The sequence below is a fragment of the Gelidibacter sp. genome, from assembly GCF_035577925.1.
Taxonomy (GTDB): domain Bacteria; phylum Bacteroidota; class Bacteroidia; order Flavobacteriales; family Flavobacteriaceae; genus Gelidibacter.
In genome coordinates this window covers 1-12,458 of sequence record NZ_DATJCY010000207.1, presented here as the reverse complement: position 1 = coordinate 12,458, position 12,458 = coordinate 1, and the positions used below count along the sequence as shown (strand labels likewise).

General features: G+C 36.6%; 9 protein-coding genes and 1 tRNA gene. 5 read left to right on the top strand and 5 right to left on the bottom strand.

The window, feature by feature from the left end:
• Positions 1 to 161: 161 nt before the first annotated feature.
• A complete protein-coding gene (locus VNJ50_RS08045; RefSeq protein WP_325580730.1) occupies positions 162 to 992 on the bottom strand; it encodes a hypothetical protein in 831 nt (276 codons plus the stop codon).
• 189 nt (positions 993 to 1,181) lie between these two features.
• Here VNJ50_RS08045 and gcvP point away from each other — a divergent pair, with 189 nt between their 5' ends.
• The 3 genes from gcvP (at position 1,182) to VNJ50_RS08030 (ending at position 6,474) form a co-directional block, all read left to right on the top strand.
• Positions 1,182 to 4,031 (top strand): aminomethyl-transferring glycine dehydrogenase, encoded by a 2,850-nt coding sequence (gcvP, locus tag VNJ50_RS08040; RefSeq protein WP_325580729.1) that lies wholly within the window; start codon positions 1,182 to 1,184, stop codon positions 4,029 to 4,031.
• A 183-nt stretch (positions 4,032 to 4,214) separates the two neighbouring features.
• Positions 4,215 to 5,273, top strand: a complete 1,059-nt coding sequence (locus tag VNJ50_RS08035; RefSeq protein ID WP_325580727.1) for a ketoacyl-ACP synthase III — start codon at positions 4,215 to 4,217, stop codon at positions 5,271 to 5,273.
• A gap of 1 nt (position 5,274) precedes the next feature.
• Positions 5,275 to 6,474 (top strand): glycosyltransferase family 4 protein, encoded by a 1,200-nt coding sequence (locus VNJ50_RS08030; protein ID WP_325580725.1) that lies wholly within the window; start codon positions 5,275 to 5,277, stop codon positions 6,472 to 6,474.
• A gap of 78 nt (positions 6,475 to 6,552) precedes the next feature.
• Here the strand turns inward: VNJ50_RS08030 and VNJ50_RS08025 are convergent, their stop codons facing one another.
• A complete protein-coding gene (locus VNJ50_RS08025; RefSeq protein ID WP_325580723.1) occupies positions 6,553 to 7,350 on the bottom strand; it encodes a DNA/RNA non-specific endonuclease in 798 nt (265 codons plus the stop codon).
• Between the two features lies 1 nt (position 7,351).
• Complete coding sequence (gene pafA / locus VNJ50_RS08020; protein ID WP_325580722.1) at positions 7,352 to 9,022, bottom strand: alkaline phosphatase PafA; 1,671 nt, start codon at positions 9,020 to 9,022, stop codon at positions 7,352 to 7,354.
• A gap of 113 nt (positions 9,023 to 9,135) precedes the next feature.
• Between pafA and VNJ50_RS08015 the strand changes: the two genes are divergently transcribed.
• Together VNJ50_RS08015 and VNJ50_RS08010 are read left to right on the top strand one after the other, a co-directional pair.
• The gene (locus tag VNJ50_RS08015) at positions 9,136 to 9,873 is read left to right on the top strand and encodes an ABC transporter permease (RefSeq protein ID WP_325580720.1); all 738 of its coding nucleotides are present in this window, start codon (positions 9,136 to 9,138) and stop codon (positions 9,871 to 9,873) included.
• On the top strand, positions 9,873 to 10,640 hold the full coding sequence (locus VNJ50_RS08010) for an ABC transporter ATP-binding protein (protein WP_325580718.1): 768 nt from the start codon (positions 9,873 to 9,875) through the stop codon (positions 10,638 to 10,640). Before VNJ50_RS08015 ends, VNJ50_RS08010 begins: the two co-directional genes overlap by 1 nt.
• 643 nt (positions 10,641 to 11,283) lie before the next feature.
• Here the strand turns inward: VNJ50_RS08010 and VNJ50_RS08005 are convergent.
• Positions 11,284 to 11,358, bottom strand: a tRNA-Val gene (locus VNJ50_RS08005).
• A gap of 61 nt (positions 11,359 to 11,419) precedes the next feature.
• On the bottom strand, positions 11,420 to 12,458 hold a 1,039-nt coding region (locus tag VNJ50_RS08000), incomplete at its 5' end, for a bifunctional folylpolyglutamate synthase/dihydrofolate synthase (RefSeq protein WP_325580716.1).

Below are 12,458 nucleotides of genomic sequence, written 5' to 3'. Positions count from 1 at the left end.
GGTTTAATTGAGAAATAACCAGAGGCAATATCTTAAATTCAATTTATTCCTCTCATATAAAGTTTAGAAAAACGCATATTTTACCAAGGCATTCGTATTTAATTTTTAATTGCGAATGCCTTTATTATTTTTCATAAGTTTTAGGTTTAAAATCCACCCCACTAAAACACAAAATGTAAAATCAGCCATAAAATCGGGATACTTTCTACCCAAAACGAACTGTAATAATTGCTCCTGTTTCTATTTGCAAAAACTATAAACAGAAGCGTTATTATTGCAATGGTCAAAGTCAATATAATCAACTTAAGAGTGAGCTGCTCTTTTGAAAATTCCAAAGCAAAAAACACCATTCCGAGTAAAGTGCCTATAACCTTAGTATTCCGAATGCCAATTTTCTGCGGAATTGTGGCCAATTTCAAATCGTCGTATTGTAAATCCCTGATTTCAAAGGGCAACATCAACATCATAACCAGAACAAACCGCTGAATGGCAGTTATCCAAACATCCCAATCAAAGGATTGGTTGCTGTCTAAAACTGGTAATAAAACCGTCACGCCACCCCAAACCAATCCAATAATATACACTTTTAATCCGCCTATTTCCCTGAGGTTTTTTTGATGATCGATAAAAAGTCGTTTTGGCAAAAACGGAATGGTATATAAAAAAGTAATGGCGCCAAAAACACCGATATACATCAAAGTTTCAGATTCCAACTGAAATACAAACCAAATCATCAACAAAAAACAAACCAATGAAAACTCTTGGATAATCTTTAATTTTCGAGTCAATCGACGGTGATGGAACTTTGCAATTCCAAAAAACTTAATAAAATTATATCCGGTAATTGTAGAGAAAAACACGAAAAAAAGTAAGTTCCAATTGGTAGGCAAATTAAATTCCAACAACGACACATACGTCATGGAAAACACGGATAAGGCAACATGGATGCTACTATTGATATAAAAATCAAATATGTCCTTGATCCGCTTCATTATACAAAAATAAGAATTGTGTTAATAACACCGAGCGATGGTTGAAAACTTTAGATTTACTTAACAGAATATATCGATATTTCCCGTAATTTCGCGCCATAGAAAAAGTAGCCCTAACACCGTAGAATTAAAGGCTTTTTTATAAATTATTTATCTCCACAAATGGAGGCTAACACAACACTATTATCAATGAACACAAACTCTTTTGCTCTTCGCCATATTGGTCCTAATGAAAATGACCAAAATGAAATGCTCAAAACCATTGGGGTGGACAGTTTAGACCAACTTATTGTCGAAACTGTTCCTGGCGACATCCGATTAAAAAACGGATTGAACCTGGATGAACCAATGAGCGAATATGATTATATCAACCATATTCTTGAGCTTTCAAAAAAGAATAAAATATTTAAATCTTATATTGGTTTAGGTTATCACCCAACTATTGTTCCAGCGGTAATCCAACGTAATATTCTTGAAAATCCAGGTTGGTACACAGCATACACACCGTACCAAGCCGAAATTGCACAGGGCCGATTGGAAGCACTTTTAAACTTCCAGACCATTATTACCGATTTGACAGGAATGGAGATTGCCAATGCATCGCTTTTGGATGAAAGCACGGCGGCAGCTGAAGCCGTTGCCTTGTTATTTGCAGTTAGAGATAGAGATCAGAAGAAAAACAACGTGAACAAGTTTTTTGTTTCTGACGCTATTTTACCACAAACCTTATCGTTGCTACAAACCAGAGCAACACCAATAGGCGTTGAATTGGTGGTTGGCAATGAAGATGAATTTGATTTTTCAAAAGAATTTTTCGGAGCCATTTTGCAATATCCAGGAAAAGATGGACAGATTAGTGACATCAAAACGTTTATTGAAAAAGCCAATGACAACCAGATTAAAGTTGCCGTTGCTGCCGATATTTTAAGCTTGGTAAAGTTGGAAGCTCCAGGTAAATTTGGTGCAGACGTAGTCGTTGGAACAACACAACGCTTCGGAATCCCGATGGGTTACGGTGGTCCTCACGCAGCTTATTTTGCCACCAAAGATGCTTACAAACGTGATTTGCCAGGCCGTATTATTGGCGTAACCAAAGACATGAACGGCAACAGAGCTTTGCGTATGGCACTACAAACCCGCGAACAACACATTAAGCGCGATAAAGCTACATCAAACATTTGTACAGCACAGGTTTTACTGGCGGTTATGGCATCGATGTACGCGGTTTATCACGGCCCAAAAGGATTGCAATTTATTGCTGATACAGTTCACAACACCGCATCGAGCGTAGCTAAAGGATTGGAAAAACTAGGCTACAAACAGAAAAATACGTCGTTTTTTGACACTCTTCAAGTTGAAGCCAATGCCGATGCCATCAAAAAGATAGCAGAACGTCACGAAGTGAATTTCAATTATCCAAATGCCAATACGGTTACGATTTCCATCAACCAAACCACGTCTTTGAAAGATGCGAATGAAATTTTGGCAATTTTTGCTGAACACAATCAAGTTGACACGGTTACTTTAGCATCTATAGAAAGCGCCTCTAATATTACCGAAAGCCTACAACGTCAAACCGAATTTTTGACTTTGGAAGTGTTCAATTCACACCACTCTGAGACTGAATTGATGCGTTATATCAAAATGTTAGAGCGTAAAGATTTGTCTTTAAACCATTCCATGATTGCTTTGGGATCTTGTACCATGAAACTTAACGCTGCCGCAGAAATGTTACCATTGAGCTGGCCAAACTGGGGCTCAATCCATCCATTCTGCCCCATAGAACAAGCTGAAGGGTATCAGATCGTTTTAAAAGCATTAGAAGATCAACTGACTGAAATCACTGGTTTTGCTGGCACTTCTTTACAACCAAATTCTGGTGCACAAGGAGAATTTGCAGGCCTAATGGTCATTAAGGCCTATCACGATTCGCGCAATGAAGGTCATCGTAATATTTGTTTAATTCCTTCATCGGCACACGGAACCAATCCTGCAAGTGCAGTTATGGCGGGTATGAAAGTGGTAGTCACAAAATCTACCGAAGAAGGGAATATTGACGTTGAAGATTTACGTGAAAAAGCTATAAAGCATAAAGATAATCTCTCTTGTTTAATGGTCACTTATCCATCAACACATGGTGTTTACGAATCGGCTATTAAAGAAATCACCCAAATTATCCACGATAATGGCGGACAAGTTTATATGGACGGTGCCAACATGAATGCGCAAGTAGGTTTGACCAATCCTGGTAATATTGGTGCCGACGTTTGCCACCTTAATCTTCACAAAACATTTGCCATTCCTCATGGTGGCGGTGGTCCTGGTGTTGGGCCAATTTGTGTAGCAGAACAACTTGTTCCTTTTTTACCTGGTAATCCAATCATAAAAACTGGTGGAGAAAAAGCAATTACAGCTATTTCTGCAGCACCGTATGGATCAGCATTAGTGTGTTTAATTTCTTATGGCTATATCAAAATGCTTGGTGCCGAAGGCTTAAAAAATGTGACGCAAACTGCTATTTTAAACGCCAACTATATCAAACGCCGTTTAGAAGGTCATTTTGATACGTTATATTCTGGAGAACGCGGACGCGCAGCCCACGAGATGATTGTAGATTGCCGACCATTTAAAGAAAACGGCATTGAAGTAACTGATATTGCCAAACGATTGATGGATTATGGTTTTCATGCACCAACCGTTTCGTTTCCTGTAGCAGGAACTCTAATGATCGAGCCTACAGAAAGCGAAAGCAAAGAAGAAATGGACCGCTTTTGCGATGCCATGATTTCTATCAGAAAAGAAATTGACCATGCTTCAAAAGACGATATCAATAACGTTCTTAAAAACGCACCTCACACGTTGGCCATGCTAACTTCCGACCAATGGGATTTCCCATACACCAGAGAAGCGGCTGCCTATCCATTGGACTATATTAGAGACAATAAATTTTGGCCATCCGTACGCCGTGTTGACGATGCTTTTGGCGACAGGAACCTGATTTGTACCTGTGCACCTATCGAAGAATATATGGACGCTTAATTTTTAAGCCAATAAAACTGTAAAAAGCACTCATTTAATCTTTAAAATGAGTGCTTTTTTATTGATTTCGGTTTATGGAATCGATTTTTTTAATACATTGGCAAACTGTCAAAAAAACAATAAAGTTATCGGAAATAACAACCAATATCATTACATTAGTAAACCGCTTAAACAAAAAAACAAATGGGTATAAAGATTACAGGAACAGGCTGCTACATACCAACTAGCATTGAAAAAAACGAGAATTTTGATAAACATCGTTTCTTAAATCTAGATGGCTCGGATCTGAAACATCCAAATACGGTAATCATTGAAAAATTTAAGGCGATTACAGGTATTGACGAACGTCGATACGCACATAATCACTTAACCTCTTCCGATCTTGCTTTTTTTGCTGCAGAGAAAGCAATAGCAGATGCCAAAATTGATCCAGAAGAACTGGATTATATTATCATGGCACACAATTTTGGAGATGTAAAATACAACACTATTCAAACTGATGTGTTACCATGTTTGGCATCGCGCGTAAAGCATAGTTTACGCATCAAAAATCCAAAATGTGTGGCTTACGATATTCTTTTTGGCTGCCCGGGATGGATTGAGGGCGTGATTCAGGCCAATGCATTTATAAAAGCTGGAATTGCAAAAAAGTGCTTGGTTATTGGTTCTGAAACCTTATCGAGAGTTGTAGATAAACACGATCGTGATTCCATGATTTACAGTGATGGCGCCGGTGCAACAATCGTTGAATTAACCGATGACGAAGGTGGGATCCTTGCTCATGAAACCGGAAGTTATACTTATGATGAAGCTTATTACTTATACTTCGGAAATTCTAATAATAAAGAATTATGTCCCGACATCCGCTACATCAAAATGGATGGAAGAAAAATATACGAATTTGCCTTAAACAATGTGCCACTGGCCATGAAAGCATGTTTGGATAAAACAGGCATCGACATTAAGGAAGTTAAAAAAATATTCATCCATCAAGCCAATGAAAAAATGGACGAAGCTATCTTAAAACGATTTTACAAACTTTACAACGCTGAAATACCAGAAAACATTATGCCAATGAGTATTCATGAATTGGGAAACAGCTCGGTGGCAACTATTCCAACCTTGTTTGATTTAGTCAGAAACAACCAGTTAAAAAACCAAAATCTCAATAAAGGAGACATCATCATGTTTGCAAGTGTTGGCGCCGGAATGCATATCAATGCCATAGTTTACAAATATTAAAATGAAAATTGGCGTTGTTGTAGATAACGAATTTGACCACGACCATCGGGTTCAAAAAGAAATACGTTTACTTCAAAAAGAAGGACATACCATTTTTGTGCTCTGTTTTGATTTCAAAAAAGATTACCGATCTTATACTGATATTAAGGTCTCAAGAATTAAAATTCATCGAAAAATCCGGGATCTCTTTGTATTGCTAAGTACAAATTTTGGATTTTATGAAACCTTATGGAAAAAACATATTTCTAAATTCATAACGGACAATAATCTTGATACTGTACATGCGCACGATTTGTATTTGGCTAAAGCTGCAAGAACTGGTATCCAAAAAAGCAATCGCGACATAACATTGACGCTGGATTTACATGAAAATTATCCGGCCGCCATCAATTCTTACCAATGGGCCATAAAAGGATGGCGAAAACATGTGGTCCAACCCGAGAAATGGTATCAAAAAGAAGGTGAGTATTTAAGTTACGCAGATAATCTTGTGGTATTGAGCAACTCTTTTAAGCAAGATCTAATGGATCGATTTCCATTTTTAAAGTCTAAGTCAATTTATGTGCATCCTAATATGCCAGATTTTGAAAGTTTTAAAACCTTTGAAAAAAATGAGTTTTCGGTAGATTTTAATTCGGAAGGGCTCACGCTATTTTATTTTGGAGTGGTTGCCCAACGTAGAGGTATTATTGATATCCTTCCATGGATTATCGAATTGCTTGAAGAAGGCAACCTGTTCCATACACTCATTATTGGCCCAGTCGATAAAGCCGATAAAAATGAATTCAACAGTTATATCAACCATTCTGTTTTAAAGGATCACCTTACTTATATTCCGTGGGCCGATGTAAAATATCTTCCTGCATATCTTAAAAAAATAGCAATTGGCTTGGCTCCTTTTCAGGTAAATGCCCAACATGATTCAGGTGTTGCCAATAAATTATTTCAATATATGTATGGAAAAATACCCATATTGGCCACGAAATGTAAAGCACAACAAGAACTTATTGAAAATTCGGAATGTGGTTTATTGTATGACAGCAAAGAAGAATTTAAATCTTGCCTAAAACAATTGATTGAGAGCCCATCGTTACGCCAAACTTTAGGTGAAAACGGTAAGAAGAAATTATTGGAACTTTATCAAAACAATGCAGATAAGGAGTTTTTAAAGATTTATGCCAAAGAAAAAACCAAGAACTAGAATTTAACATTGCATTTATTAGTTTTTTGAAAAACCAACTTCAATATTATCAAATGATTCAAAAACCAATATAAAAAATCAATTCCAGTTTCTATAATTGGCCATGGCCTCTAACTTATCTTCAAGTCCATCTTCAAGTTCTGGAAAGAAGTCAATACCCGTGAGTGTTTCAATCGAATCTACTGATACCACAAAATCTTTTAAAGGTTGATTGGAATTTCGGTTTGGCATTAAAAAAGCAATCATCTTTTCATTTTCAGGATCATAAACAATTTTATAAAACTGATTGGGCACCGCTACGCGTTCATTTCCAATAGTTTTTAAATTACCTTTTAAAACACCTCCGGCAATAACAAATACGCCATCATATTTGTAGGCCCAATCCCGAACTTTTTGTTCTAAATCATTCCAAATCCCCGCATTAAATTCGGGATCCTGCGGACTGATATTACTGGTCAAAAAAGTTTCTTCATAAGCTTCTTGACTATATTTCCGATCTCCTGCCGGACATAAATGCCCACGGTCATAACCTGAATCTTTATAGTTTTTCCAACTTGCCGCTCCTGTTTTAACAGCATGATCTACTTCAAAATAAGGCCGTTTGAAATTAGCTGTAGAAAGATGTGACTTTTTCAATTCATAGGCCACCCATTCCGCCTGTTCATGGGGTTCGCTATAAGACAAAGAATACCCCTGATGATGGATGACCTGGCCTAAAGTACTTGCTGGTAATAATCGTATTTTAGTAGATGATTTTACCTTCTCACCCGCGTTTACAACTTCAAAAGTTTCTTTTTTTTCTAAAAAAAACTCATAGCCATAAACTCCTAAAATTAGGATTAAGACCAGAATGCTATAAAGTTTTCTGTTTTTCAAATTACTTTTCCAAAACAAACTCTAAAGGTTGTCCTGTTGCGCCACTTGGAAAACCAATTCCCAATAGTGCAGACATGGTAGGTGCAATATCAGTAATATGCGTTTTTTTAAAGCTGTGGCCATGTTTAATCCCATTTCCAAAAAGTAAAAGTGGTACATGCGTATCATAATTAAATGAAGTTCCATGCGAAGAACCTGTTAAACTATAGGATAAAACACCGGGTTCAAAAATATAAACAACATCACCTGAACGTTTTTGATCATAGCCATTCTGAACCAATTCCTCAATACCAGCTGTAAAAGACGCTTGGGTCATTGACATTCCTGTATAGGCCTTATCAATGTGTTTATAAGCAATAATTTCGTTAACAATGGTTTGCTGAACCTCTTGAAGCTTTAATCCCATTTCTGAAAGTTTTGCTCGATTCAAGAAAATTTGGTTATTACTGTAGTTTTCTACAAGACCATCAGCGTTATAAGTTGCTTTTAAAAACGCATTGAGTTTCTCTCTAAACGCCTTTCCATCAAAATAACCCGCAGGAATTTTCAAGCTTGACAAATAAGAAGGTACCTCAACAGCAGCATGATCTGCAGTTAAGAAAACAGTATAATTCCCTTTTCCTACTTTTTGGTCCAACGCATTAAACAAACGCTCCAAATCTTTGTCAAGGCGTAAATACGTATCCTGAACTTCTTTCGAACTTACTCCAAAATTATGACCTACATAATCTGTACTTGAATAACTTAAGGTCAGTACATCAGTAATATTATCTTTGCCCAAATCTTCGCCATCAATAGCAGCTAAAGCAAAATCTGTTGTTAAACTATTTCCATAAGGTGTTGATTTAAGTAATTCAAATCCTGAATTCTGATCTTTTAAAGCTTTCAAATCGTACGGAAACGTCGTTTTTTCCTTACCCTTAAATCCGCCTTCAAAACTATTATCGTCGGCTGTACTTTCAGTATAAGTTTTTATATCATATAAAGTATTCCATTCTTTAAAATAAGAATTTGCAATATTTGAATTATTAAAATTCTGAACCCATTTTGGCAATTGGGTCATGTAAAAAGTACTTGAAATCCAGCGACCTTCATCTTGGCCATGAAACCAATACGCCGCATTTGCGGTATGTCCGGCAGGCAAAATGGCGCCTCTATCCTTAAGTGCAATTCCAATTGTTTTACCTTGTAACTGTGTAAACAATCGGTTTTCATCAGTAAAAGTGGTCGTTTTCATTCGGTGTGGTGACATTTTACCAGCTTTGTCCTTGGTTCCAACCGGTTCTACGCTATCATCACCTGCACAATAAACCGATGATTTTATTTCCTTATCGTACCAGTTATTACCAATTATACCATGGTATTTGGGTGATGTACCTGTATAAACCGAACTGTGGCCAGGTGCGGTGTACGTTGGCACATAATTAAAATGATTATTTCGGCAATCAAATCCTTCATTCATCATTCGCTTAAACCCACCTTCTCCATATTTATCATAAAAACGCGTGAGGTAATCATATCGCATTTGATCGACAACAATGCCAACAATTAATTTTGGTTGCGTTTGAATAGTGTTATCTTTGTTCGTCCTATTTTTGGCCGTCGGTTGTTGCGCATAAAATGTTGTAATAAAAAACAAACTAACGAGGATAGAAGAAATAATCTTTGTCATTTTTATAAATTTGAATTCGACGATCAAACATACGTTTTTTTTAAACCATCTAAAATCAAAACTCGGATTAAATACGTCATATTTTTTTACCTTAGCACTAATTAAAATCTAATATGAGCTACCTACATAATATTGGTCAGTACTTTTTAATGATAAAGGAAATGTTTCGTAAACCAACCAAATGGTCGGTGATGCGGCATTTAATTTTCAAGGATATTGACGATTTAATCATTAACTCGTTAGGCATTGTGGCCTTCATTGCTTTTTTTGTTGGTGGTGTTGTCACCATTCAAACGGCCTTGAACATCAGCAATCCACTCATACCAAAATCATTAGTAGGCTTTGCTACGCGACAATCGATTATTCTGGAATTTGCACCCACTTTTATCTCTATTATTATGGCAGGGAAAGTAGGCTCATTTATCACTTCAAGCATAGGAACCATGCGTGTTACTGAGCAAATTGACGCTTTGGAAGTGATGGGGATTAACGCCATCAATTATTTGGTGTTCCCAAAATTTATTGCGCTTATGCTGTATCCGTTTTTAATTTCCATTGCCATGTTTTTGGGAATTCTTGGCGGAATGGCTGCTTGTGTTTTTGGAGGCTTTGCCACTTTGGACGATTATATCACAGGGATTCAAATGGATTTTATTCCATTTCATATCACTTATGCCTTTATTAAAACTTTTGTTTTTGCGTTTTTATTGGCCACAATCCCGTCTTATTATGGCTATTATATGAAAGGCGGCGCGCTAGAGGTTGGAAAAGCAAGTACCACGTCATTTGTTTGGACCAGTGTTGCCATTATTCTTTTAAATTATATACTCACACAATTGATGTTAAGCTAATGATTGAAGTTAATAATATCCATAAATCTTTTGGGGATTCGTATATTTTAAAAGGGGTTTCAACAACTTTTGAAAAAGGAAAAACCAACCTTATTATTGGCCAAAGTGGGTCTGGTAAAACTGTCTTTTTAAAAACCTTATTGGGTTTATATACGCCAGATTCCGGAACCATCGCTTATGACGGCACAAACTACTCTGATTTGACACTTGACGAAAGAAGTAATTTAAGGGCTAAAATGGGCATGGTTTTTCAAGGTAGTGCACTTTTTGATTCGATGACCATTGCTGAAAACGTTAAATTCCCGTTGCAAATGTTTACCAAGTTAAGCAACAAGGAAATGAACGACCGTGTGAGTTTGGTTTTAGAAAGAGTAAACTTAGGCGATGCCCATAACAAATTGCCCAGTGAAGCTTCGGGCGGAATGCAAAAACGTGTGGCTATTGCTCGAGCAATCGTTAACCAACCTAAATATTTGTTTTGCGATGAGCCAAACTCCGGATTAGATCCTAGAACGGCCACCGTAATTGATAACCTTATTCAGGAAATTACCCGCGAATATGATATTACGACCATTATCAATACGCATGATATGAATTCTGTTATGGAAATTGGCGAGAAAATTATTTTTCTTAAAGATGGTCTTAAAGAATGGGAAGGCTCCAACAAAAACATCTTTAAAACCGATAATGAAGCCGTCACTGGATTTGTGTATTCTTCCGATTTGTTTAAAAGGGTACAAAAAATGTATTTGGAAGAGGATATGTAGAGTAATCTCGTACGTTTTTAAAATTACCACAAAAACATGCTGGAAAAAGTTTTTACTCCAAAAAATAAACCAACGACCAGCATCCTTGTTTTTTTTGAAGATTTAATACAAATCTCGATTGGCATAAGCACCCAAAGCATGCTTAATTATATCCAAGGCTCATAAAAGATGTAAGAAAGACTGTTAGACGTATTTTCAGAGGAGGATAGAGATAGGTTGCACCTATTGAATATGTCACTTTATGAAGTTTGTCCAGTGAGCCCCTTGGCCGGAACGTTCGCAAGTGCTCAGAATATATCTTTTAGTGGTTGTGGCACTCAGACTGGAGAATTGGGAATAACATTTGGAAACCTAAAAAACATTATTTTATTAAGTCGAACTTAGGTAATAATCATTTGACAAAGGCAATAAACTCACTTATGAATCAAGTTGTCAACTCATCTACATCTTTATTACCAGCAATTTACGCTGAATTTTGAAGCACTTTTTCTAAATCTGGAAAGTGCCACGATTCTGCCACATTAATTATGTGCGTTTTTGAAAATTTTGGATGCGATGGGAGAAAATAAAAAACCTGCAAATTAAGTATTTGCAGGTTTTCAATGATTTAAAAACTTCATTGTAAAATAAAGTTCAACTTTTGTGGGCGATGAGGGGTTCGAACCCCCGACCCCCTCGGTGTAAACGAGGTGCTCTGAACCAGCTGAGCTAATCGCCCTCTTTCGAGTGTGCAAATATAGATTAGTTTTTCAATTCTCAAAAACTTTTTTAAAGAAATTTTAAATTATTTCTGCAACAACAAATGTACTGCCCCCAACATAAATAACATCTCCCTTCGCAGCATTCTGTTTTGCAGCCTTTAAGGCATCCTCAACACTATTATAAGCGTTACCTACAAATCCATTGGCAATGAAAATATTTTTTAAATCTTCAGCATTTAATCCTCTCGGAATATTCGGTTTGCAAAAATAATAAATAGCTTTCTTAGGCAACAATGGCAAAACAGACGAAACATCCTTATCGTTTACCACTCCAAAAACCATGTGAAGTTGCGCATAATCTTCCTTTCGCAATTGTGCCATGGCATAAGTTAAACCTTCTTTATTGTGTGCTGTGTCACAAATTAGCTTTGGCTGCATTTGAAGAATTTCCCAACGGCCATGTAATCCTGTGTTTTTAATCACCTTTTTGAATCCTTGTACAAGTGCTTCTTCCGAAATTTGAAACCCCTTGTATCGAAGTAGATCTATGGCAGAAAGAACGGTTTTTCTGTTTTTTATCTGATACTCACCTTTAAGATCACTTTCATAATCTTTTACAATTTCCTGTTGATCAGCAAATCGAATTTCAGAATGGCGCTCTTTAGCAAGTGTTTTAAACACGTCTTTTGTTTCGGGTTGCGTTTCTCCAATAACCACGTGAACGTGAGGTTTTATAATACCTCCTTTTTCAAAAGCGATGGCTTCCAAAGTATGCCCTAAAAATTGTGTGTGGTCCAATCCAATATTGGTAATGACGGACACTTGAGGAGTAATGACATTGGTAGAATCCAATCGTCCGCCCATACCCACTTCAATAACGGCAATATCGACTTTTTCCTTAGAGAAATAATCAAAAGCCATTCCAACGGTCATTTCAAAAAATGATAAGAAATGGGATTCAAAAAAGGATTGATGTTTTTTGATGAAATCAACAACAAAAGCTTCGCTTATTTCCTTGCCATTGATCTTAATACGTTCTCTAAAATCTTTTAAATGTGGTGATGTATAAAGTCCTACTTTATAACCGGATTCTTGTAAAATAGAAGCCAACATATGA

Bases quoted from the DNA above. Each gene is read 5' to 3' on its own strand.
- VNJ50_RS08045 (WP_325580730.1), bottom strand. From the start codon at position 992: ATGAAGCGGATCAAGGACATATTTGATTTTTATATCAATAGTAGCATC.
- gcvP (WP_325580729.1), top strand. From the start codon at position 1,182: ATGAACACAAACTCTTTTGCTCTTCGCCATATTGGTCCTAATGAAAAT.
- VNJ50_RS08035 (WP_325580727.1), top strand. From the start codon at position 4,215: ATGGGTATAAAGATTACAGGAACAGGCTGCTACATACCAACTAGCATT.
- VNJ50_RS08030 (WP_325580725.1), top strand. From the start codon at position 5,275: ATGAAAATTGGCGTTGTTGTAGATAACGAATTTGACCACGACCATCGG.
- pafA (WP_325580722.1), bottom strand. From the start codon at position 9,022: ATGACAAAGATTATTTCTTCTATCCTCGTTAGTTTGTTTTTTATTACA.
- VNJ50_RS08015 (WP_325580720.1), top strand. From the start codon at position 9,136: ATGAGCTACCTACATAATATTGGTCAGTACTTTTTAATGATAAAGGAA.
- VNJ50_RS08010 (WP_325580718.1), top strand. From the start codon at position 9,873: ATGATTGAAGTTAATAATATCCATAAATCTTTTGGGGATTCGTATATT.